Source organism: Pseudomonas sp. BP6, assembly GCF_017875935.1.
GTDB classification, from domain to species: Bacteria; Pseudomonadota; Gammaproteobacteria; order Pseudomonadales; family Pseudomonadaceae; genus Aquipseudomonas; species Aquipseudomonas putida_Y.
Genome location: NZ_JAGINI010000001.1, coordinates 2637299 through 2659188 on the forward strand (window position 1 = coordinate 2637299; position 21890 = coordinate 2659188).

Consider the following 21890-nt stretch of genomic DNA (forward strand, 5'->3'; position numbering starts at 1 on the left):
CCTGCACATGCTCCCTAACGCCCTCCCCGCGCGCACAGCCAGGCGTTTGCGCCTGCAGGTAATGCGTGGTCGCGTCGGCCTCGGCCTGGTCGCTGCCCTGTCGGTGCTGGCCGGCATGACCGATGCCATCGGCCTGCTGGCACTGGGCGATTTCGTGTCGTTCATGAGTGGCAACACCACACGCCTGGCGGTGGCCATCAGTGAAGCAGACCTGGCCCTTGTGCTACGCCTCAGTGGCGCGGTACTGGGCTTTGTCGCGGGCAATGCGCTGGGTGTGCTCCTGGCTCGCGGATTGCGTCGTCGAGCCTGGCCGGTGCTGTTGGTGGTTGCCGCACTGCTGGCTTTCGCGGCAGCGTGGCCGTTGCCTGCCACCTTCCCTGCGCTGTTGGCCACCACGCTGGCCATGGGCATGATCAATGCGGTAGTCGAGCAGGTGAATGGCCTGCCCATCGGCCTGACTTATGTGACTGGCGCTCTGTCGCGTTTCGGCCGCGGCCTGGGGCGCTGGCTGCTGGGCGAGCGGCGCAATGGCTGGCGGGTGCAGTTGGTGCCTTGGGCAGGCATGCTGCTGGGCGCCGCACTGGGCGCCTGGTTGCAACAACACCTGGGCCTGCAGGCGCTGGCCGGCAGCTGCGCGCTGGCCTGCGTGCTGGCGCTGGTATCGCGGTTCATCCCGCGGTCCTGGCAGCGTGGCTACATGCCGCGCTGATCATTCGATACGCGGGTGCTGCAGGGCCAGTTTCTCGCGCTTGGCTTCCAGCTCGGCGATCTGCGCATCGATGTCCTCGATTTTCTGCTCGATGTTGTCGTGGTGCTCCTGCAGCAGTTCACGCGCCTCTTCGATGTCCGATGCCGCAGGTGCCGCGCCGCGCAGGGGCTTGTTGGCGGTTTCCTTCATGGTCAGGCCGGTGATCAGGCCGACAGCGGCGATCACCATCAGGTAATAGGCCGGCATGTACAGATCGCCTGTGCTCTCCACCAGCCACGCAGCGAGGGTCGGTGTAAGGCCGGCGATCAGCACCGAGATGTTGAAGGCGCTGGCCAGGGCACTGTAGCGGATGTGCGTGGGGAACATGGCCGGCAGCGTCGAGGCCATCACGCCGATGAAGAAATTCAGCAACACGGCAATGATCAGCAGGCCGGCGAAAATAAACCCGAGCACGCCACTGTTGATCAGCATGAATGCCGGAATGGCCAAGGCCAACAGGCCGACACTGCCGACGATGATGAACGGCCGTCGGCCGAACTTGTCGCTGAGCAGACCGATCATAGGCTGCACGAACAGCATGCCAACCATGATCGCGATGATGATCAGCACGCCATGGTCTTCGCTGTATTGCAGGTTGTGCGACAGGTAGCTGGGCATGTAGGTAAGCAGCATGTAGTAGGTGACGTTGGTGGCGATTACCACGCCGATACAGGTCACCAGACTGCGCCAGTGCTGGGTGGCCACTTCCTTGAACGACACCTTGGGCCCGGAGGCCAGGCCTTCACGATCGCCCTGCTCCAGCTTGTCGACGTGCTGCTGGAACGCAGGTGTTTCTTCCAGCGCATGGCGCAGGTAGAGCCCGATGATGCCCAGCGGCAGGGCCAGGAAAAACGGCAGGCGCCAGCCCCATTCGAGGAACTGTTCTTCACCCAGAACCGTGGAAATGAGCACCACCACCCCTGCGCCCAGCACAAAGCCGGCAATCGAACCGAAGTCCAGCCAGCTACCGAGAAAGCCGCGCTTGCGGTCAGGCGCGTACTCGGCAACGAAGATCGAGGCGCCGGTGTATTCACCGCCCACCGAAAAGCCCTGGGCCATCTTGGCCAGCAGCAACAGGATCGGCGCCCAGATACCAATGCTCGCGTAGGACGGTATCAGGCCGATGGCGAAGGTGCTGAGGGACATGATCACGATGGTCGCGGCGAGGATTTTCTGCCGCCCGAACCTGTCGCCCAAGGCACCGAAGAACAACCCGCCAAGAGGCCGGATCAGGAATGGCACCGAGAAGGTGGCCAGGGCCGCGATCATTTGCACGCTGGGGTCGGCGTTGGGGAAGAACACCTTGCCCAAGGCATAAGCGACGAAACCGTATACGCCAAAGTCGAACCACTCCATGGCGTTGCCCAGCGCGGCGGCTGTGATCGCCTTCTTCATCTTGGCGTCGTCGACGATGGTGATGTCCTTCAGGCCGATTGGCTGGACGCTTTTCTTGCGAGGTTTCATACCCGTATCCCTGTCGATGAATGCTCTAAGGGATCAGATACAACAGGACACTAAATAATTCAGCGCTTACTGTTTTTTGTGCGTTTGCGGCACCACCAAACAGCGCCCAAAGAAAAGCCGCTGCAATGGCAGCGGCTTTCATGCCGAAGGCCTGGCTTCAGATACCTTCGCGCGCCAGGTCCATGGCGAAGTAGGTCAGGATCAGGTCGGCACCGGCACGCTTGATTGCGCCAATGCTTTCGCGCACCACCCGGCCTTCGTCGATGGCACCGGCCAGGCCACCGAACTTGATCATCGCATACTCGCCACTCACCTGGTACGCCGCCAGTGGCAGGCGCGAAGCGGCGCGGATGTCGGCGATCACATCAAGGTAGGCACCGGCCGGCTTGACCATCAGCACGTCCGCCCCTTCCTGCTCGTCGAGCAGCGACTCGCGCACCGCTTCGCGGCGGTTCATCGGGTTCATCTGGTAGCTTTTGCGGTCGCCTTTCAGGGCGGTGCCACCGGCCTCACGGAACGGGCCATACAACGACGAGGCGAACTTGGTGGAATAGGCCATGATCGCGGTGTCGTGGAAGCCGGCACCGTCCAGGGCGCTGCGGATTGCCTGCACCTGGCCGTCCATCGCCGCCGAAGGGGCAATGAAGTCGGCACCGGCAGCGGCGGCGATGACAGCCTGCTTGCCCAGGTTGGCCAGGGTGGCGTCGTTGTCCACGCCATGGTCATGCAGCACGCCGCAGTGGCCGTGGCTGGTGTATTCGCAGAAGCAGGTGTCGGACATCACCACCATTTCCGGCACGGTGTCCTTGCAGATACGCGACATGCGCGCAACCAGGCCGTTTTCGTTCCAGGTGTCGCTGCCGTCAGCATCCAGGTGGTGCGATACGCCAAAGGTCATCACCGACTTGATACCGGCGCGGGCATAGCGCTCGATTTCCTGGGCCAACAGCTTCTCGGGGATACGGTTGACACCGGGCATGCTGGTGATCGGCACGAAATCATCGATGCCCTCTTCGACGAAGATCGGCAGGATCAGGTCTTCAAGGCGGAACTCGGTTTCCTGGAAAATCGTGCGCAGGGACTCGTTCTGGCGCAGGCGGCGGGGACGAACGGACGGGAATTGGTTGGACATGACAGCTCCAGGGAATTTGAACGGCGTATACCTTATGCCTGTCGCGCGCCAGTGAAAAGGCTAAATGACGAGATTGTGTCTTGCGTCAATGGCAACGCCCGGGGTTTGCCTGTGTTGGCCTCTTCGCGGGTAAACCCGCGCCTGCAAATCCAGTAGGAGCGGGTTCACCCGCGAAGCGGCCGGCACAGGCACTGAATTACTGCAACCAGGGCGGCGTCACCTCCTCTGCCTTGGCCGGCCCATGCTCAGCCTCAGCGCGTGCCGCACGGCGGCGAGCGTCGTCCATACGGGCGGCGTCGATCTCGCGTATCACCCCGGTTACGTCAGCCTCATGTTCGTCATCCTCGAACACCCCGGTCAACGGGCTGTCGGGCAGCAACTCGCCGGCCTCGTACAGCGCCCACATCTCCTGCGCATAGCGGGTGCTTTTCAGCTCCGGGGCAAAGCGCCCGAAATAATGGGCCATGTTGTCCACATCGCGCTGCAGCATGCTGAAGGCGTGGTTGTTGGCGGCTGCATCCACTGCCTGCGGCAAGTCGATGATCACCGGCCCGTCCGGGCCGAGCAGCACGTTGAACTCGGACAGATCACCATGCACCATTCCGGCGCACAGCATCAGCACGATCTGGCGAATGACGAAGGCATGGAACGCGCGGGCATCTTCAACTTCCAGGTGTACGTCGTTCAGGCGCGGGGCCGCATCGCCATCGGCATCGGTCACCAGCTCCATCAGTAGCACGCCGTCCTGGAAGTCGTAAGGCTTGGGCACCCTTACGCCCGCACCGGCCAAACGGAACAGCGCAGCCACTTCGGCGTTCTGCCAGGCATCCTCGGCTTCTTTGCGGCCGTACTTGCTGCCCTTGGCCATGGCCCGGGCCTGACGGCTGTTGCGCACCTTGCGGCCTTCCTGGTATTCGGCGGCCTGGCGGAAACTGCGCTTGTTGGCTTCTTTATAGACCTTGGCGCAGCGTACCTCGCTGCCACAGCGCACCACATACACAGCGGCTTCCTTGCCACTCATCAACGGCCGGAGTACTTCGTCGACCAGGCCGTCTTCGATCAACGGTTCGATTCTTTTTGGTGTCTTCATCAGGCTGCGTTCAGGGTCCTGGCTTTGTTGACGGACATCCTCTCACAGCCTGATGCGACTTGCTCGTCTGTCTTCAGACCGGACGAGTCAGGCGCGCTGCCCTACACCAGCCACGGCCCCGCCGCGCGCCCGGCGCCGGGTGACCAGCACCCCCGAGCACACCACCAACACCGCCAGCACCATCGTCGAGACCACTTCCAGGCGATGATCCGGGCGGAACAGCATCAATACCAGTACGCCGCTGATGAACAGGATCACGCCCCAGGTCAGCCACGGGAATAGCCACATGCGGTAACCGAGTGTCTTGCCCTGTGCCGTCAGGCGCTGGCGCAAGCGCAACTGGGAAATGGCGATGACCAGATAAACCAGCAGGGCAATGGCGCCGGAGCTTGCCATGAGGAAGCCAAACACCTTGGCCGGCACCAGGTAGTTGGCGATCACCGCCAGGAATGCAGCCCCCGTCGACAACAACACGGCCACCACGGGTGTACCACTGCGGCTGGTTATCTGGGCACAGGCCGGGGCATCACCACGACGGCTAAGCGAATAGACCATGCGCGAGGCGGTGTACAGCGAGGAGTTGAGGCAACTGGTCACCGAGGTCAGCACCACGAAGTCGATGATGGCCTTGGCATTTGGCACGCCGAGGGTGTCCAGCACCGTGACGTAGGAACCCTCGGTAGCCAGGCGCGGGTCGGTCCACGGTACCAGTGCGATGACGATGAAGATCGACAGGATGTAGAACAGCGTTATCCGCCAGATCACCGAATTGGTGGCCTTGGAAATATGCTTGCCCGCCTCGTCGGATTCAGCCGCAGCAATGGTCACCACCTCGGCCCCGAGGAACGAGAACATGGTGATCAGCATGGCGCTCAGCACTGCACCAAAGCCGTTGGGCATGAAGCCCCCGGTATCCCACAGGCGCGAAACGCCGCTGACGCCGGACCCCGGCAACAGGCCGAAAATGGCGCAGACACCCAGGGCGATGAAGCAGACAATGGCCACCACCTTGACCAGTGCCAACCAGAACTCGAACTCACCGTAGTTCTTCACGCTGAACAGGTTGGTGGCCGTCAGCAGCAACGTGATCACCAACGACAACACCCAGATCTCCATCTGCGGGACCCAGGAGTTGATGATGGTAGCGGCGATATTGGCCTCGATCGGGATGATCAGCACCCAGAACCACCAGTACAGCCAACCGATGGTATAACCGGCCCATTTGCCGATGGCGAGGTCAGCATAGGTTGAGAACGAGCCGGTATCTGGGGATGCAACGGCCATTTCGGCCAGCATGCGCATCACCAGCACCACCAGGCCGCCCGCCAGGATATAGGCCAGGATGGTGGCCGGCCCCGCTTCGGCGATGGCGCGGCCAGAGCCGACAAACAGCCCGGCGCCGATCACGCCGGCAATGGACAGCATGGTGACATGCCGTGATTTCAATCCATGACTCAAATTGTTCTTGTGGGTTTGCATGGCGCTACCTTGTTGTTTTTGTCATGCCCACGCAGGGGCCGCCGGCTGCACGTCACCGACGCAGGCGCGAAAAAGCCCGCCCTGCCCTGAATGGTGAGCAGGGCAGTACGGGTTGAGTAAAACGAAACCGCAAAAGGTGTTACTGGGCTGTCAGCTGGCAGCCCTCTGGTTGGCCGACAGGTCGGCCTTGGGGAAGCTGCCGCCCTGCAGGCCGACCTGCTCGCACACTTTCTCGACGATGTAGGCGCCGATCGGTATGGCCGAAGTAGCGGCTGGCGACGGTGCGTTGCACACGTTGACACTGCGTGCAGTGTTGACGAACAGGAAATCGTCGATCAGCTTGCCGTCGCGCGACACCGCCTGGGCACGCACGCCGGCCGGGTAAGGCGTGAGGTCGGCTTTGCTAATGCTCGGGCAGTACTTCTGCACCTGCTTGAGGTACCCGCCCTTGAACAGCGAGTTCTTCATCTCGATCAGGCCCGGGCGGAAGTTCTTCGCCAGCACCTTGAGGATGCCGGGCGTGGTCAGGGTCTGGAACAGGTCGCTGGGGCTGACATCGGTCTTGCGGTAGCCCTCGCGCTTCATCGCCAGGACGGCGTTGGGGCCTACGGTGACGGTACCGTCGATCATGCGGGTCAGGTGCACCCCCAGGAAGGGCATCGACGGGTCGGGAATCGGGTAGATCAGGTGGTTGACGATCTGATTGTGCTGCTTGGGCAACAGGTAGTATTCGCCACGGAACGGGCAGATCACGAACTCGGTACGCAGCCCGAGCATGCCCACCACGCGGTCGGCCATCAGCCCCGAGCAGGTCACCAGGAAACGGCTGCGCAATTCATCACGCGGGGTGCGCACGATCACTTCACTTGTCTGCTCCTGCAGGCCGACCACTTCTGCGCCATAGCGGATTTCGCCACCGGCACGCTGGAACTCTGCCGCCATCGCAGCAGTCACCTGGGCGTAATTGACGATGCCGCTGGACGGCACGAAGATGCCCCCCATACCAACGATGTTGGGCTCACGCTCGCGCAACTCGTCAGCCGACAGCCAGTAGCGCTCCAGGCCATTGGCCGCGGTGCGCTCCCACAGCGCCTTCATGCGCTGCATTTCCAGATCGTTGGTGGCGACCAACAGCTTGCCGCACTCATCGAAGCGGATGCCGTGCTGGGTGCAGAAGGCTTTGGTCGCCTTGTTGCCTTCAAGGCAGAAGCGCGCCTTGAGGCTGCCGGGGGTGTAATACACGCCGGCGTGGATCACGCCGCTGTTATGGCCGGTCTGATGGCGGGCCGGACCAGACTCTTTCTCCAGCAGGAGCATCTTCGCATCCGGGTAGACCTTGATCAGGTGCATGGCCGTGGACATGCCCACAATCCCGCCGCCAATAATGATGAAATCGTACACAGCCTTACCTCACACGCAGGCATTGCCTGGCAGGCTCACCAAGGCCCGCACGGGGCCTGGTGGCATTGTTATGTGCAAAAACGCGTGGACGAGCGCCCGCCCCGCGCCCTGTCATTATTGCCCGCGCTGGTACAGCGGCTTGGGGAAGGCGACGTAACCACGCTGGCGCATCAGTTCGCGGCGCAGGCCCTCGTGCGGGGTGAAGCGATCGCGGCCATGCAGCCAGAACAGGTTGTTGATCAACAGGAAACTGCCTACGCCTACCGGTACCGAGACCTTCTTGCCGCTGCCTTCCAGCGACTCGGACAAGGCGTTCAGCCAGATACCTTCCTCGTAGTTTTCCGGCTGCACGAACTGGTCAATGTAGCGCATGGTCGGCCGGCCTTCGGCATCGGTGTCGAATACCGAATGGAACACATCTTCGGCAACCTTTTTGCTCGGCGGCGCGGTCCAGCGCATTTCGCGACGGGCCATCGGGTGACGGAAGAACGCCTCGCACTCCTCCCAGTCGTCCAGATGCAGCAGCAGCGAGTTGCCGCCTTCCATGTTCTTTTCGTCGATCTTCAGCATCAGCACGTAGTCGGTGATCTGGTTCACGAACGTGCCGTCGTTGTGCAGTTCCATGACCCGGTGCGGCTGGCGCAGGTAGCTGTCGGAGTTGTCGCTGTTGACCACCACGAAGCGCGCATAGAACTGGCCACTCATGGCGTCATAGTTGGAACGGCCGATCAAGTGGGCGCAGGCGGTGGTGAACTTGACCATGTCTTCGGCCTGGCTCACGTCATCCAGGCCGACCGGGGTAATCAGCATGCCGCCTGTGGCGCGGTCGAGGATGGTGTTGAGCAGCACCGGGCGCAGTGTGCCCTGGCACAGCTCGTCAAGGATTTCGCCTACGCGAAAACGCAGGAACGACTTGTACTCCAATGCCTGCACCGGCCATTGGGCAACGGCCTGCACGAACGCTTCGACGGTTTCACGGGCAAAGGTCAGTTCCAGCAGGCGCGGCGACTGTTTCGAGGGGGCGATGGAATAGCCCTGCGGTTCGAGTGGCAGCGGCATGACAAGTTCGTCGATCTGCGTAAAGGCGTTCATGGCAATGTCCTGGCTAAAAAGTAGGTGGCGCCGTCCGGTAATGACCTGGATCAGTGCGGGCGAGGTAAAAATATCGCCACAAAATCAAAATGTCTACATTTTTATGATTCGGCGACAATATTTGTGTTTGTCCATTGTTTTTCGCCGACAGAGGGTTTCGGTATGATCGGCAAAACGTTTTGAGGAACAGGATCTTGGAAGCGCTCGCCCCCCGACAAAACTCAGCATTCAGCGGGTATGAGAGGCTCAAGCAGGACATCATCCGCGGGGTGTTCAAGCCCGGTGAAAAGCTGTTGATGAGTGCCCTCAAGGAACGCTACGACCTGGGTGTGGGCCCGTTGCGCGAAGCACTGTCGCAATTGGTGGCCGAGCACCTGGTCAACGCGATCAGCCAGAAGGGCTACCGGGTAGCGCCCATGTCGCTGGATGAGATGAACGACATCTACGACGCCCGCGCCAACCTGGAAGCGATGATCATCGCCCTGGCCATCGAGCGCGGCGACGACGCCTGGGAGGCGTCGGTGCTGGCCCACTCGCATACCCTGGCCAAGGTGGTAGAAGTAAAAACCCGCGAGCAGCGGCTGGATGTGTGGGACGAGCGGCACAAGGCGTTTCATACTGCCATTGCCTCGGGCTGCGGCTCCAAGCACCTGCTGCAGGCACGCACCTACCTGTTTGACCAGGCCGAGCGCTACCGCCACCTGTGGCTGACGCAAACGGTGTTTTCCGAACAGGCGCTGGCGCTCAAGCGCCAGGAGCATGCGGCACTGGTCGAGGTGATCCTCGCCCGTGATGCCAAACGCGCCAGCGCCATGATGCGCGCGCACCTGATGACACCGGTACCGATCATTGCGCAGATCATGCATGCCGAAGGCATCGGTGCACGCTAGATGAATTTTTCTTAAATCGCCGGTTGTCTATTCTTTGGCACAATCAAATCTTCATTAGATGCCCGGGAACCAGCATGCCTCGCGTACTGACCATCGAAGACGACGCCGTCACCGGCCAGGAAATCGTCGCCGAACTTACCAGCCACGGCCTGGAGGTGGATTGGGCCGACAATGGCCGTGAAGGCCTGGCCAAGGCCATTGCCGGCGGCTACGACCTGATCACCCTGGACCGCATGCTGCCCGAGGTCGACGGCCTGACCATCGTCACCACCCTGCGCAACCTCAAGATCGCTACGCCGATCCTGATGATCAGCGCCCTCTCCGACGTCGATGAGCGGGTGCGCGGCCTGCGTGCCGGCGGAGACGACTACCTGACCAAGCCGTTCGCCTCCGACGAAATGGCCGCGCGAGTCGAGGTATTGCTGCGCCGCAACAGCGTGCCCATGACCCAGACCCGCCTGCAGGTTGCCGATCTGGAGCTGGACCTGATCAGCCACGAAGCGCGCCGCGGTGACAATACCCTCAACCTGCTGCCCACCGAGTACAAGCTGCTGGAGTACCTGATGCGCCACAGCGGCCAGGTGATCACGCGGATGATGATTTTCGAGGAAGTCTGGGGCTATCACTTCGACCCGGGCACCAACCTGATCGACGTGCACATCGGCCGCCTGCGCAAGAAGATCGACTCCCCCGGCCAGTCGCCGCTGATCCGTACGGTACGGGGCTCCGGCTATGCCATTGCTGAACCCGTCTAAAGGCTGGAGCTCCTCTACCAGCCGCCTGCTGGCACTCTACAGCTTTCTGTTCGTGGCCTGGAGCAGCATCCTCATGGGGGTGCTGTATTTCGAGGTGTCCAGCTACCTGAGCAAACTCACCCGTCACTCCATGCTGCAGCGCCAGCACCTGTTCGCACACATGAGCGGCAAGCAGCTGGACGATGCCCTGATTGCCAGCCAGGCGTTCGAGGAGCGCAGCTTTGACGCCTACGGCCTGTTCGACCCTCAGCTCAACCCGATTGGCGGCAGCGTGCGGGCCTTGCCCCCAGAGCTCAGGCTGGACGGCAAGATCCATGAGTTGAAACGCTGCCTGGATGCCGACGACCCTCGCATGCCTCGCGACAGCTGCGACGCGGTGGCAATCAATGTACAGGATGGCCGGTGGCTGGTGCTGGTACGTGACAACGGCTCGCTGTTCGTGGTTACCCGGATTATCCTGCACGCCCTGCTCTGGGGCATCTCGCTGACCCTGATCCCGGGTTTTGCCGGTTGGTACTTGCTACGGCGCAGGCCGCTCAAGCGTATACGTGCGATCCAGGCCCAGGCCGAACTGATCGTCGCCGGCGACCTGACCCACCGCCTGCCTCTGTCGGCCCGCCGTGACGAACTGGACATGCTTGCGGCGATCGTCAATGCCATGCTCGACCGCATTGAACGGCTGATGCACGAGGTCAAGGGTGTGTGCGACAACATTGCCCATGACCTGCGCACACCGCTGACCCGCCTGCGCGCCCAGCTGTACCGTATTCGCCAGCAAAGCGACGTGGACTCTGCGCAAGCCGAAGCACTGGACCAGGCCATCGGCGAAACCGACACCTTGATGGCACGCTTTCGCGGGTTGTTGCGCATCAGCGAGCTGGAAGACCGCCAGCGCCGCGCCGGCCTCGTCCAGCTTGACCCGCATGAGCTGCTGGTAGAGCTGCACGATTTTTACCTGCCATTGGCCGAGGATGGCGGTATTCACCTGCAGTTGCACCAACCTGCGCAGCTACCGGCACTGCACGGCGACCGCGAGCTGCTGTTCGAGGCCTTGGCGAATCTGGTGGGCAACGCGATCAAGTTCACGCCCGAGGGCGGTCGTGTGCGCATTGCCGCCACGCAGGATGACAACGGCGTGCACATGGCGATCGAGGATAGCGGGCCTGGAATTCCCGAAGCAGAGCGAACGGCTGTACTGAAACGGTTCTATCGCAGCGATGAAGGCCACCGCCATGCCGGCTTCGGGCTGGGGCTGTCGATCGTGGCTGCGATCGTCGACCTGCACGGGTTCGGGCTGGAGATTGGCGAGAGCGAATTGGGTGGGGCCAGGCTGGTATTGCACTGCCCGCTTGCGGGTCTAGGCAAATAAAAGCTGGGGCCGCTTTGCGGCCCTTCGCGGGCACGCCCGCTCCCACAGGAATAGCGCACACCTGAAATGTCGCGCCAACCTGTGGGAGCGGGCGTGCCCGCGAAGGGCTGCACCGCAGCCCCAGTTACTTCAGTCAGCCAGACGCCAGGTAGTCGTGCCCTTGCTGTCTTCCAGCACCACCCCCATGGCAGTCAGCTGGTCGCGAATGCGGTCCGACTCAGCCCAGTTCTTGTCCGCACGTGCCTGCAGGCGCGCCTGGATCAAGCCCTCGACTTCAGCCGCATCGACCTTGCCTTCGGCACCGGCACGCAGGAAGTCATCGGCCTCCAGCTGCAGCACACCCAGCACATCCCCCAGTTCGCGCAGTCGACCGGCCAGGCCGGCAGCCGCTTCCGGGTCGCTGTCACGCAGGCGGTTGATCTCGCGCACCAGGTCGAACAGAACGGCACAGGCTTCGGGGGTGCCGAAGTCGTCGTTCATCGCCACGCTGAAACGCTCGACAAAGGCTTCGCCACCCTTGGCCGCCACCCGTGGCAGGCCGCGCAGGGCGTGGTAGAAGCGCTCCAGTGCGCCCTTGGCGTCACGCAGGCTGTCTTCCGAGTAGTTGATCGCGCTGCGGTAGTGGCTGGCCACCAGCAGGTAGCGCACCACCTCCGGGTGGTACTTCTCGAGCACGTCGCGGATGGTGAAGAAGTTGTTCAACGACTTGGACATCTTCTCGCCGTTGATACGGATCATGCCGCAATGCATCCAGGCGTTGGCATACTGCTTGCCAGTGGCCGCCTCGCTCTGGGCAATCTCGTTCTCGTGGTGCGGGAACTCCAGGTCGCTGCCGCCGCCGTGAATGTCGAAGCTCTCGCCCAGGCAGCAGGTGGACATCACCGAGCACTCGATGTGCCAGCCCGGGCGACCCGGGCCCCATGGCGATTCCCAGCTCGGCTCGCCCGGCTTGACGCCCTTCCACAGTACGAAGTCGAGCGGGTCCTGCTTGGCTTCGTCGACCTCGATGCGTGCACCGATACGCAGGTCTTCGATCTTCTTGCGCGACAGCTTGCCGTACCCGACAAACTTGCCGACGCGGTAGTACACGTCGCCATTGCCTGGCGCGTAGGCGTACCCCTTGTCGATCAGGGTCTGGATCATCGCGTGCATGCCGGCGATATGGTCGGTGGCACGCGGTTCCTGGTCTGGCGGCAGGATGTTCAGGCGGCGTTCGTCTTCGTGCATCGCGTCGATCATGCGAGCAGTCAGGGCGTCGAAACTTTCGCCGTTCTCGTTGGCCCGGTTGATGATCTTGTCATCGATGTCGGTGATGTTGCGCACATAGGTGAGCTCATAGCCACTCTTGCGCAGCCAGCGGGTGACCAGGTCGAACGCCACCATGCTGCGGCCATGGCCCAGATGGCAGTAGTCGTACACGGTCATGCCGCACACATACATGCGCACCTTGTTGCCATCCAGCGGCTTGAAGGTTTCTTTCGCTTTGCTCAGGGTGTTGTAGATGGTAAGCACGGCGGTTCCTCAGCTGCCCCAGGAGTCACGCAGGGTGACAGTGCGGTTGAACACCGGGCGGCCCGGCTGGCTGTCTTTCAGGTCGGCGCAGAAGTAGCCTTCGCGCTCGAACTGGAAACGGTCCTCGGGCTGCGCCTGGGCCAGCGACGGCTCGGCACGGCAACCGCTGAGCACTTGTAGCGAAGCAGGGTTGATGTTGTCCAGGAAGCTGCCGCCCTCCTCAGTCTTTTCCGGGTTCGGCGAGCGGAACAGGCGGTCGTACAGGCGCACTTCGCACTCGACGCTGCCCTCGGCCGGCACCCAGTGGATCACGCCCTTGACCTTGCGACCTTCAGGGTTCTTGCCCAGGGTGTCCGGGTCGTACGAGCAACGCAGTTCGACGATATTGCCGTCGGCGTCCTTGATGGCTTCGTCAGCACGAATCACGTAGCTGCCGCGCAGGCGCACTTCACCGGCCGGTTCCAGGCGCTTGTAGCCCTTGGGCGGTTCTTCCATGAAGTCGTCGCGGTCGATGTACAGCTCGCGGGAGAACGGCAGCACACGCACGCCCATGTCTTCCTTCGGGTGACGTGGCAGCTCAAGCTGCTCGACCTGGCCTTCCGGGTAGTTGGTGATGACCACTTTCAGCGGGCGCAGCACGCACATGGCGCGTGGCGCGGTGCGGTCCAGATCGTCACGGATGCTGAACTCGAGCATCGACATGTCGACCACACCGTCGGAACGGTTGGTGCCAATCATTTCGCAGAAGTTGCGGATCGAAGCCGGCGTGTAGCCACGGCGACGGAAGCCGGACAAGGTCGACATGCGTGGGTCGTCCCAGGCGTCGACGTGCTTCTCGTCCACAAGCTGCTTGAGCTTGCGCTTGGAGGTGATGGTGTAGTTCAGGTTCAGGCGGCTGAACTCATACTGGCGCGGGTGTGCCGGCACCGGCAGGTTGTCGAGGAACCAGTCGTACAGCGGACGATGCCCTTCGAACTCCAGGGTGCAGATCGAGTGGGTAATGCCCTCGATGGCGTCCGACTGGCCGTGGGTGAAGTCGTAGTTGGGGTAGATGCACCACTTGTCGCCGGTCTGGTGGTGGTGGGCATGGCGAATGCGGTACAGGATAGGGTCGCGCAGGTTCATGTTTGGCGAGGCCATGTCGATCTTGGCCCGCAGCACGCGTTCGCCGTCCTTGAACTCGCCGGCCTTCATGCGGGCGAACAGGTCGAGGTTTTCTTCCACGCTGCGCTCGCGGAACGGGCTGTTCTTGCCCGGTTCCTTGAGGTTGCCGCGGTATTCCTTGGCTTGCTCAGGGGTGAGGTCGCAGACATAGGCCTTGCCACGCTTGATCAACTCGACCGCCCAGTCGTGCAACTGGTCGAAGTAGTCGGAGGCATAGCGCACGTCGCCGCCCCACTCGAAGCCCAGCCATTTGACATCGCTCTGGATGGCGTCGATGTACTCCTGGTCTTCCTTGGCCGGGTTGGTATCGTCGAAACGCAGGTGGCAGACGCCGCCGAACTCCTTGGCCAGGCCGAAGTTGACGCAGATCGACTTGGCGTGGCCGATGTGCAGGTAACCATTGGGCTCCGGCGGGAAACGGGTGACGATGCTGCTGTGCTTGCCCGAGTCCAGGTCGGCCTGGATGATCGGCCGCAGGAAGTTCGCAGGGACAGCGGGGGCGCCTTTGGCAGCGGCGTTGGGCGCGTTGTCGGCAGTGGGCTTGCTCATAGGATCCTTGAATGCGTGTGTCCAGCCTGGGTAGGCCGATTGAATCAAAGGGCCTATCATAGCCGAAGCAGTCAAGCTGCTGACAGCCGCGCCCGGACAAACTGATGTGATTTATCACGGCTTTTTGCCGCAGCCTGGCAAAATGGCCAGTGCGCGCCATGTGTCGCGATCGCCTGATCCTGCGTCTGGTGATAACCCGCGCCCTGCGCACCCTAATTTCTGATTGCCTTGAAAGAGCGAGTTTCAGCATGTCCAAAGTCAAACTGAGCACCAACCACGGCGACATCGTCCTGCAACTGGACGCCGAGAAAGCGCCGCTGACTACCGAAAACTTCGTTCAGTACGTCAAGGATGGCCACTACGATGGCACCGTATTCCACCGTGTGATCAAAGGCTTCATGATTCAGGGCGGCGGCTTCGAAGCCGGCATGAACCAGAAGAAAACCCGCGCCAGCATCCAGAACGAAGCCGACAACGGCCTGAAGAACAAGAAGTACAGCATCGCCATGGCCCGCACCATGGAGCCGCACTCTGCCTCGGCGCAGTTCTTCATCAACGCCTCCGACAACGACTTCCTCAACCACAGCGGCAAGAACGTGCAAGGCTGGGGCTATGCCGTATTCGGCGAAGTGATCGAAGGCCGTGAAGTGGTCGACGCCATCGAAAAGGTCGCCACCGGTTCCAAAGCTGGCCACCAGGACGTACCGGCAGACGACGTGATCATCGAGAAAGCCGAGATCATTGAGTGATTCTGCTGATCTCTGATCTGCACCTGCAAGAAGAACGCCCGGATATTTCCCGGGCGTTTCTTGATCTGCTCGATGGCCGCGCCCGGCACGCCAAGGCCCTGTACATCCTTGGTGACTTCTTCGAAGCGTGGATTGGCGACGATGCCATGACGCCCTTCCAGCAGTCGATCTGCCAGGCCATGCGCCGGCTGAGCGACAGTGGCACGGCCATCTACCTGATGCATGGCAACCGTGACTTCCTGATTGGCCAGGCCTTTTGCGAGGCGGCGGGCTGCACGCTGTTGAACGACCCCAGTGTGATCGAACTGGGCGGTGAACAGGTGCTGCTGATGCACGGCGACACCCTGTGCACCCGCGACCTGGGCTACATGAAGATGCGCCGCCTGCTGCGCAATCCGCTAAGCTTGTGGATCCTGCGCCACCTGCCGCTGTCGGCCCGCTACCGGCTGGCGCGCAAGCTGCGCAATGAAAGCCGTACACAAACGCGGATGAAGTCCACCGAAATCGTCGACGTCACGCCAGAAGAAGTACCCAAGGTGATGGCGGCGCATGGCGTGCGCACCCTGGTGCATGGCCATACCCATCGGCCGGCGATTCACAAGCTGGTGGTCGACGGGCAACCGGCACGGCGTATCGTACTGGGCGACTGGGATCGCCGCGGTTGGGCCTTGCAGGTTGACGAACAGGGCTTTCAGCTGGCGCCGTTCGAGTTTTCCTGACATTACAGGGGCTCGCGGGCAAGCCCGCAGGCCCCTGTAGGAGCGGGTTTACCCGCGAATGGGCCGGCGCAGGCTGACGCCTCAGGGCTGGCTGACTACCGCCCCTTTGTCCCGCTCACTGATCACCACTTCCCGATACTCCGGGTCTGCCTTGATCTGCGCCTCGGTAAACGGAATCACCGCCAGTTGCTTGGCCGCAAATGCCTTGGTCTGATCACTGGCATGCGCCGAAGCCTTCTCACTCGACTGGGAGAACGCCAGCAGGCCACGGGCTTCTGGCCCCTTGTCGGTGAAGCTGACCAGTTGCAGGTAGCTGGTGCCACTCACCACCAGCCGCTTGCCCTGCCCGTGCGGCACGCTGTAGATCGCGTTGTACACCCCGAGCGCCTGCGGGCCACCCGGTACCGGCGTGCCATCAAGGGCCTGTTGCACCTGCCCCCAACGGGCATTCCGGGCAACGCCACTTTCACTGACCTGCTTGAGCGACACCAGTGCTGCCTGATGTACCCGCTTGCTCACCGCCGCCTGCTCGACAGCCAGGCCGCGTGGGGTGTGTTGCGGGTCGGCCGGGTTGAATGCCACTCGCCAGCTTTCCGGGTCCTCAGCCAGCGTATTGAAGAGGTTCTGGAAGTGCACCAGGCCCATACCACTGTCGAGGTCGGCCTTGCCGTTCCAGGCGGCCAGGCTGCTGCACACTGGCTGCACATCTGCACTGGCACCCTTGCACCATTGCAGCAGGTCTGGCAACACCAGGCTGGCCAGGTACACCTCGTCATCGGTGACCATGCGCTGCAGTTCATCTACCCCTAGCCGGGCTTTGCCTTGCAGGCGCTGCAGGGCAAAGCGACCACGCATGCCCAGCGGCTGGTCACTGCGGCTGACCAGTGGCGAATAGCCAGTCAGCGGCTGCGCCGGGTTGGCCATCCAGGCCGGGTCGTTGGAGTTCTGCACGAAGTCTTCACGCTCCAGGCTTGGCAGTAGCCGCGCCGGGAAGATGCCCGGTTGCGCCGCCTGCGCGTCAACCTTCCACTGGCATGCACTGCGCGAGCCATCCAGCACCACCAGGCGCCCTTGCGCCTGCGGGTTGCTGCAGGCATCCAGCAGTTGCTGGTCGACATAGGGCACGACCGACTGGTTCAGGTACAAAGCCCGCCCCCCTTCGTCCACGGCCAGCGTGTTGACCCACGGGATACCCTGCAACTGTTCGACCGAACCCTTCAATGCCGTCAGGCTGTCGGCACGGTTGATCTGGTACCACTGCTGCAACACCCGTGTGTTTTCAAGGTTGGCGTCTCGCAAGCTGTAAGCCGCCTGCGCATTCCAGTCCAGGTGACCTGGCCATTGCACCACAGGGCCGAACTGCGAACTGTAGACCTGCCGCTCAATCTGGCTCAGGCTGCCATCCGCGGCCTTGGCCATAACACGGATGGTTTGCCGGGCCATCGGCAGCGACTTGCCATCGAGCATATAGCGGGTCGGGTCTTTGGGGTCGAGTTGCAGGCGGTAGAGCGTGAAGTGCTTGGAGGTGTCCACGGTGTGCGTCCACGCCAGGTGCTTGTTGAAACCGATGTTGACGACCGGCAGGCCTGGTAGCGCCGCCCCCATCACATCGAGCTGGCCGGGAATGGTCAGGTGCATCTGGTAGAAGCGCATGCCGCCCATCCACGGGAAGTGGGGGTTGGCCAGCAACAGGCCGCGACCATTGGCTGAGCGCTGCGCGCCTACTGCCACCGCATTGCTGCCGCGCTCCGAAGCGAACCGCGCCTGCCGGGCCAAAGCGGTGGCAAAGCCCGCTGACGATTGCTGGCTGGTCAGCGTTGGCGGTTGCGCCCCCGCCAACGCCTCGACGAACTGCCCGACACCGCCCTCGGCCAGCAAACGGCGGGTCAGCTTGACCAGATCCTGGCTGCTGATGGGCCGCACCCACTCACCGTCGCCACACTCGGCAGGCAGCCCTTGACGACGGCGCTCGGCCAACGCCCGGTTGTAGCCGCTGGCATAGCCCGCCAGCAATGCCTGCACCGGCGCGGGTTGCGCCTGCAGGAAGGCATCGACCGCCGCTGGGCTGTTGAGCCAGGTGAAGAACAGGTCGCTGGCCAGGTTGTCACGCTGCTCCAGGGTCTTGCCCTTGGTGCCGAAAAAGCGTGAGCGCTCACCGTTCACGGTCAGCACTTCATTGGCAAGCAGGCATAGGTTGTCCTGGGCGTAGGCATAGCCGACGCCATAGCCCAGGCCACGCTCATCCTTGGCCACGATATGCGGTACGCCGTAACGGGTGTGGCGGATCTGGGCAGTGGCATCGGCTATCGCGGGCTGGGCCTGCACGCCGACGCTGAAGGCCACCAGGGCAGCGGCCAGGCCGGCGCAAGTCATGGGACGGCAAAGTGGAAACACGGGCACTCCTCGGGTTCGGGGGTCATCCCGATCAGACGAATGGCCAGATGAATATTTTACGTATTACAAGGCGACGGAACGTCTTGATGAGAAACAGGCATTTTTTTCACGAATGGGTTGCAGTTTTTGCGTGCTCATTCGTCCTAGTAAATGAGCCACCCACATTTCGGGTTCGTCCACGAAAAGGAGCATTCGCATGTACAACCCGCAAACCTCGATCCAGGCCGGGCACGCCCCAGGCAAAGCGTCCAAGGGACAGGACGTATTTGCTGAAGAACGTGTCGGCAACGAACAGATCCGCGAGCTGTTGCGCACCTTCGGCCTGCGCACCAGCCTGATCCGCCTCAAGGTTATCGACGCCTTGCACGCCGCCGACCGCAATGGCCGCAGCATTGGCGTGCGCGGGGTGCACGCACAACTGGAACAACTGGATATCCCGCTGTCGTTCCTCAGTGTGCGCGAAGTGCTCAAGCGCCTGTGCACCGAAGGCGTCATACAACTGGGTAGCGACAAATGCTACAGGCTCAACCCCCAGGCGCGCGCCGTGCTGGAGCAAACACCGTCGCGCTGAGCGCATGGCCGGCCATGCCTGGCCGGCCCGCGCAGATCAGGGCTTGACCTTGCGCCGCAGAATGCCGTTGATCACCACGACCACCACGGCAATGGCGATGGCCAGCATCTGGAAGGTCTGCTCACTGATCGTGCCCTGCTTCTGCAGGTGGGACAGGCCCAACATAAGGCCCAGTACCACCAGGATGATCAGAAGTGAATATTTGAGGCGCTGCACGTGTGTCATCGAATGTTCCTTGCAACATCAGGGGCAAATGGCTCGCAACGAGCCGCGGCAATGATACAACGGTCACCGCCCCCGGCGCTGGATTTCCTGCTGGGTGGGGTGACGTCAGCCTGAAAGCATGGGGCTCCCTAGCACCCACGCCGGAGGCACCATGTACAAACCCCTGTTGTTCGCATCGCTGTTACTGACCCCGCTCTCCCTTCATGCACTGGACACCCAGCAGACGCCGGCCGAACACCTGCTCGAACTGGGCCGCGAGTTGGCCACCCATGCCGGTGCCAGCCAATGGCAACAACTGTGGCAACGCGTACGCCAGGCCGGCTACCTGCAGACCGATGCTGCACCGGTACATTTCAGCGTGCCCACAGCCCGCTTGCCCGACCTGGCCCGACTGACACTGGCACAGGCCGACCAGGCACAGCCACTGCGTCAGACCCAGGTACTGTACCGCCGCCACTTTGCCGACCAGGTCATCGGCCAGCGCAACGGCCAGCCGTTGCACGCGCTGTGCCTGCTGGTCGATTGGCGCACGTTGCCGCCGGGCATGCGCGATACCCCTCAAGCCTATCTGGGTAGCGCCAGCTTGCTGAGCAGTTATCCGTGCGATTGAGGGGTGCCGCACCCACTCCACATCATCGGAAGTGACCCGACAGGAAACCAAGCGGCACAGCCAAATATCGGCGCCATTTCCTACAGAGCCAGATATCGCTGCCTGCAAATCCTGTTCACCGAAGCTACAACCCCCAACCCCTATGCCGCCTAGCGACGCGCCTCGGCTGTCGCACAGAATTTGCTCACACCTTCGACATAACGCCGCGGGTGATCGGGTCGCACATCCCATCCACCCCGAAGGAGCGCCATATGCAAATGCCAGATTTGAGCCAGATCGATATCAGCCAACTGCCCCACTCACTGCAGGCCCTGATCGACTGTATCGGCATCGAAAACGCCTACCAACTGACCTGCGCCTACGGCGGCAGGCCCAAGTACATACCCAAGCACCGCGAGCGCACCAAGCTCGCCGACGTGCTGCCGGCCGAAGCGCTCGACGCACTGATCAAGCGCTTTGCCGGGGTCGCCTTGGAGATCCCCAAGGCTGACCACTTTCTGCGTCAACTGCGCAACCAGCAGATTCAGAAGGAGAGCGCCAACGGACTGTCCCGCAGCCTGCTGGCCAACAAGTACGGCCTGAGCCTGCGGCAGATCGGCAACATCCGGCGCCAGGAGCTTTGCACGCGCTGACGCCCGAACACCGTAGCTGCCATTCGCGGCTGCCTTACCCCTACATAGAGCGAGCTTCCCGATATGTCGTTAGATAACAGCCTTATAGGCTCCGTCATCAATGCCCTGCCGATGGACCGCATGATCGCCGGTCCCTTGCAGGCCATGGTCCAGGCGCAGGTAACCGCCAGTAAATCGTACGCCGACTTCCTGATGCAGGTATGCGTCCAGGATGGCAAGGCAGTCGCCATCCAGTTCGACTACGACGAAACCATCGTCGACGAACAGGGCGAGTACAAAGGCGTGGTCAGCAAGACCATGAAAGTGCCGCTGATGGCGGCCATTACCCACCCGAACATTTCCATCGAAGAGGGTAATGTCGAGTTCGAGCTGGTTATCAACCAGATGTCGGAAGATGTTTCCAGCAAGGACATGAATGCAGAAGCCAGCGGCTCACTGGGATGGGGACCGTTCAGGCTGAACGTGAAAGGCAGCGTGAGCCACAAATCCACGCAAACCCGCAAAACAGATACCCGCGCCCGCTATGCCTTCAACACGACCCTGAAGCGTCAGGAACCGCCCGAAGCGATGATGAGGGTAATCGAGTTCCTCACTGACGCCGCGACCAAGCCAACCGTTGTCCGAACCGCCGAACTGCAATGCCCGGACGAAATCTCCCAGGCGGATACCTTGAAACGGCCTGCGCCTGCAAACCTGCCGACCCCGTAAACCGCTGGCGCTTGACACGATTGCCCCTCCTGCCGGTTTTTGGGAGGGGCACACCCTGGCCTGAGGAGTCGAATCTTTGCAAAAGCCCCCCGCCCCCATGACCTCCATTGACCTGCGTGAAATTACCCGTGGCCTGCAAGAAGCCGCCAGTGCCACCAACAGCCTGATTGCCCAGCAGTACATCAACCTGTTCGACCAGTTTTTCGAGTGCGACACCGAAGCACTGGGCGCCCCCATGAAAGCCAAGATGGTCGAGGTGGCCATGGATGGGCAGCACATCATGCGCGTCCCCTTGTTTGCGCTGGTGTCACCGAAAGGACTGGCCCTGGAGCGCATGCAGGTCGACCTGTCGGTAAGGGTCAAAGGCACCGAGGCGCAGCAGGCACTGCTGACCGCAAGCGAGAGCAAGGCCGCGAGCTTCAAGGTCACCATTGGTGGCCAAGGCCGTCAGGGCGAAAACCGCGACCCGGACGAAGTGCAGATCCGCATGCAGTTTCAGGCAAGCGAACCGCCAGAGGCCTTGAACCGGTTGATCGAGGAATACACCAACCTGATCGTCCCGGTACGCGCCACCCCCCCACCGCCCTCACCCGACACCAACGAGTTCATCGAGGCGGCCACCGTCCGTTGATGGCCG

Annotated in this window: 21 protein-coding genes; 11 read left to right on the plus strand and 10 right to left on the minus strand. The window is 62.2% G+C overall.

Going from position 1 to position 21890, the window contains the following annotated elements; translation table 11 throughout:
- The first annotated feature begins 7 nt into the window (after positions 1 to 7).
- Complete coding sequence (locus J3A98_RS12090; RefSeq protein WP_209966390.1) at positions 8 to 709, plus strand: YoaK family protein; 702 nt, start codon at positions 8 to 10, stop codon at positions 707 to 709.
- Here the strand turns inward: J3A98_RS12090 and proP are convergent, their stop codons facing one another.
- From proP to glaH, 6 genes are all read right to left on the minus strand, one after another.
- Positions 710 to 2212, minus strand: a complete 1503-nt coding sequence (gene proP, locus J3A98_RS12095) for a glycine betaine/L-proline transporter ProP (RefSeq protein WP_209966392.1) — start codon at positions 2210 to 2212, stop codon at positions 710 to 712.
- A 157-nt stretch (positions 2213 to 2369) separates the two neighbouring features.
- A complete protein-coding gene (gene hemB, locus J3A98_RS12100) occupies positions 2370 to 3344 on the minus strand; it encodes a porphobilinogen synthase (RefSeq protein ID WP_010953815.1) in 975 nt (324 codons plus the stop codon).
- 196 nt (positions 3345 to 3540) lie between these two features.
- Complete coding sequence (locus tag J3A98_RS12105; RefSeq protein WP_209966393.1) at positions 3541 to 4434, minus strand: PA4780 family RIO1-like protein kinase; 894 nt, start codon at positions 4432 to 4434, stop codon at positions 3541 to 3543.
- An 87-nt stretch (positions 4435 to 4521) separates the two neighbouring features.
- Positions 4522 to 5913, minus strand: coding sequence for a GABA permease (gene gabP, locus J3A98_RS12110; protein WP_176684614.1), 1392 nt, complete (start codon positions 5911 to 5913; stop codon positions 4522 to 4524).
- Between the two features lie 150 nt (positions 5914 to 6063).
- Positions 6064 to 7314, minus strand: coding sequence for an L-2-hydroxyglutarate oxidase (gene lhgO, locus J3A98_RS12115; RefSeq protein WP_209966395.1), 1251 nt, complete (start codon positions 7312 to 7314; stop codon positions 6064 to 6066).
- 114 nt (positions 7315 to 7428) lie between these two features.
- Positions 7429 to 8406: a glutarate dioxygenase GlaH gene (gene glaH / locus J3A98_RS12120; protein WP_176684616.1), complete on the minus strand. Its 978-nt coding sequence runs from the start codon at positions 8404 to 8406 to the stop codon at positions 7429 to 7431.
- Between the two features lie 194 nt (positions 8407 to 8600).
- On the opposite strand from glaH, the gene csiR reads away from it, so the two are divergent.
- The 3 genes from csiR (at position 8601) to J3A98_RS12135 (ending at position 11420) form a co-directional block, all read left to right on the plus strand.
- Positions 8601 to 9296 (plus strand): DNA-binding transcriptional regulator CsiR, encoded by a 696-nt coding sequence (gene csiR, locus J3A98_RS12125; RefSeq protein ID WP_209966397.1) that lies wholly within the window; start codon positions 8601 to 8603, stop codon positions 9294 to 9296.
- Positions 9297 to 9370: 74 nt separating this feature from the next.
- Complete coding sequence (locus J3A98_RS12130) at positions 9371 to 10051, plus strand: response regulator transcription factor (RefSeq protein WP_176684618.1); 681 nt, start codon at positions 9371 to 9373, stop codon at positions 10049 to 10051.
- On the plus strand, positions 10029 to 11420 hold the full coding sequence (locus J3A98_RS12135; protein WP_209966399.1) for a HAMP domain-containing sensor histidine kinase: 1392 nt from the start codon (positions 10029 to 10031) through the stop codon (positions 11418 to 11420). Before J3A98_RS12130 ends, J3A98_RS12135 begins: the two co-directional genes overlap by 23 nt.
- A gap of 129 nt (positions 11421 to 11549) precedes the next feature.
- On the opposite strand, the gene cysS is transcribed toward J3A98_RS12135, so the two are convergent.
- The gene (cysS, locus tag J3A98_RS12140) at positions 11550 to 12932 is read right to left on the minus strand and encodes a cysteine--tRNA ligase (protein WP_103444506.1); all 1383 of its coding nucleotides are present in this window, start codon (positions 12930 to 12932) and stop codon (positions 11550 to 11552) included.
- Between the two features lie 9 nt (positions 12933 to 12941).
- Positions 12942 to 14645 carry a glutamine--tRNA ligase/YqeY domain fusion protein gene (locus J3A98_RS12145; protein ID WP_010953806.1) on the minus strand — a complete coding sequence of 568 codons (1704 nt, stop codon included), beginning with the start codon at positions 14643 to 14645 and terminating at the stop codon, positions 12942 to 12944.
- A 248-nt stretch (positions 14646 to 14893) separates the two neighbouring features.
- On the opposite strand from J3A98_RS12145, the gene J3A98_RS12150 reads away from it, so the two are divergent.
- Positions 14894 to 15394, plus strand: coding sequence for a peptidylprolyl isomerase (locus tag J3A98_RS12150; RefSeq protein WP_176684620.1), 501 nt, complete (start codon positions 14894 to 14896; stop codon positions 15392 to 15394).
- Complete coding sequence (locus tag J3A98_RS12155) at positions 15391 to 16113, plus strand: UDP-2,3-diacylglucosamine diphosphatase (RefSeq protein WP_176684621.1); 723 nt, start codon at positions 15391 to 15393, stop codon at positions 16111 to 16113. Before J3A98_RS12150 ends, J3A98_RS12155 begins: the two co-directional genes overlap by 4 nt.
- Before the next feature lie 81 nt (positions 16114 to 16194).
- Here the strand turns inward: J3A98_RS12155 and J3A98_RS12160 are convergent, their stop codons facing one another.
- Complete coding sequence (locus J3A98_RS12160) at positions 16195 to 18507, minus strand: acylase (RefSeq protein ID WP_348635627.1); 2313 nt, start codon at positions 18505 to 18507, stop codon at positions 16195 to 16197.
- 196 nt (positions 18508 to 18703) lie between these two features.
- Here J3A98_RS12160 and J3A98_RS12165 point away from each other — a divergent pair, with 196 nt between their 5' ends.
- Entirely contained in the window at positions 18704 to 19078 is a 375-nt protein-coding gene (locus J3A98_RS12165) for a fe2+ zn2+ uptake regulation protein (protein ID WP_176684623.1), read from the plus strand.
- 36 nt (positions 19079 to 19114) lie between these two features.
- Here J3A98_RS12165 and J3A98_RS12170 read toward each other — a convergent pair whose 3' ends face one another.
- Positions 19115 to 19303, minus strand: coding sequence for a hypothetical protein (locus J3A98_RS12170; protein ID WP_003248064.1), 189 nt, complete (start codon positions 19301 to 19303; stop codon positions 19115 to 19117).
- Between the two features lie 151 nt (positions 19304 to 19454).
- On the opposite strand from J3A98_RS12170, the gene J3A98_RS12175 reads away from it, so the two are divergent.
- The 4 genes from J3A98_RS12175 to J3A98_RS12190 all read left to right on the plus strand — a co-directional run bounded on the left by J3A98_RS12175 (position 19455) and on the right by J3A98_RS12190 (position 21884).
- Complete coding sequence (locus J3A98_RS12175; protein ID WP_176684624.1) at positions 19455 to 19913, plus strand: hypothetical protein; 459 nt, start codon at positions 19455 to 19457, stop codon at positions 19911 to 19913.
- 251 nt (positions 19914 to 20164) lie between these two features.
- Entirely contained in the window at positions 20165 to 20545 is a 381-nt protein-coding gene (locus J3A98_RS12180) for a Mor transcription activator family protein (protein ID WP_003248057.1), read from the plus strand.
- A gap of 63 nt (positions 20546 to 20608) precedes the next feature.
- Positions 20609 to 21253, plus strand: a complete 645-nt coding sequence (locus J3A98_RS12185; RefSeq protein ID WP_209966401.1) for a DUF2589 domain-containing protein — start codon at positions 20609 to 20611, stop codon at positions 21251 to 21253.
- Between the two features lie 76 nt (positions 21254 to 21329).
- Positions 21330 to 21884 carry a DUF2589 domain-containing protein gene (locus J3A98_RS12190; protein WP_019437142.1) on the plus strand — a complete coding sequence of 185 codons (555 nt, stop codon included), beginning with the start codon at positions 21330 to 21332 and terminating at the stop codon, positions 21882 to 21884.
- Positions 21885 to 21890 lie beyond the last annotated feature (6 nt).

What these genes read in the sequence shown, in the direction of transcription:
- J3A98_RS12150 (WP_176684620.1), top strand. Translation starts at nt 14,894, where the DNA reads ATGTCCAAAGTCAAACTGAGCACCAACCACGGCGACATCGTCCTGCAA.
- J3A98_RS12105 (WP_209966393.1), bottom strand. Translation starts at nt 4,434, where the DNA reads ATGAAGACACCAAAAAGAATCGAACCGTTGATCGAAGACGGCCTGGTC.
- J3A98_RS12130 (WP_176684618.1), top strand. Translation starts at nt 9,371, where the DNA reads ATGCCTCGCGTACTGACCATCGAAGACGACGCCGTCACCGGCCAGGAA.
- gabP (WP_176684614.1), bottom strand. Translation starts at nt 5,913, where the DNA reads ATGCAAACCCACAAGAACAATTTGAGTCATGGATTGAAATCACGGCAT.
- J3A98_RS12185 (WP_209966401.1), top strand. Translation starts at nt 20,609, where the DNA reads ATGTCGTTAGATAACAGCCTTATAGGCTCCGTCATCAATGCCCTGCCG.
- J3A98_RS12090 (WP_209966390.1), top strand. Translation starts at nt 8, where the DNA reads ATGCTCCCTAACGCCCTCCCCGCGCGCACAGCCAGGCGTTTGCGCCTG.
- J3A98_RS12145 (WP_010953806.1), bottom strand. Translation starts at nt 14,645, where the DNA reads ATGAGCAAGCCCACTGCCGACAACGCGCCCAACGCCGCTGCCAAAGGC.
- J3A98_RS12180 (WP_003248057.1), top strand. Translation starts at nt 20,165, where the DNA reads ATGCAAATGCCAGATTTGAGCCAGATCGATATCAGCCAACTGCCCCAC.
- glaH (WP_176684616.1), bottom strand. Translation starts at nt 8,406, where the DNA reads ATGAACGCCTTTACGCAGATCGACGAACTTGTCATGCCGCTGCCACTC.
- J3A98_RS12165 (WP_176684623.1), top strand. Translation starts at nt 18,704, where the DNA reads ATGTACAACCCGCAAACCTCGATCCAGGCCGGGCACGCCCCAGGCAAA.
- proP (WP_209966392.1), bottom strand. Translation starts at nt 2,212, where the DNA reads ATGAAACCTCGCAAGAAAAGCGTCCAGCCAATCGGCCTGAAGGACATC.
- J3A98_RS12135 (WP_209966399.1), top strand. Translation starts at nt 10,029, where the DNA reads ATGCCATTGCTGAACCCGTCTAAAGGCTGGAGCTCCTCTACCAGCCGC.
- J3A98_RS12175 (WP_176684624.1), top strand. Translation starts at nt 19,455, where the DNA reads ATGTACAAACCCCTGTTGTTCGCATCGCTGTTACTGACCCCGCTCTCC.
- hemB (WP_010953815.1), bottom strand. Translation starts at nt 3,344, where the DNA reads ATGTCCAACCAATTCCCGTCCGTTCGTCCCCGCCGCCTGCGCCAGAAC.
- J3A98_RS12170 (WP_003248064.1), bottom strand. Translation starts at nt 19,303, where the DNA reads ATGACACACGTGCAGCGCCTCAAATATTCACTTCTGATCATCCTGGTG.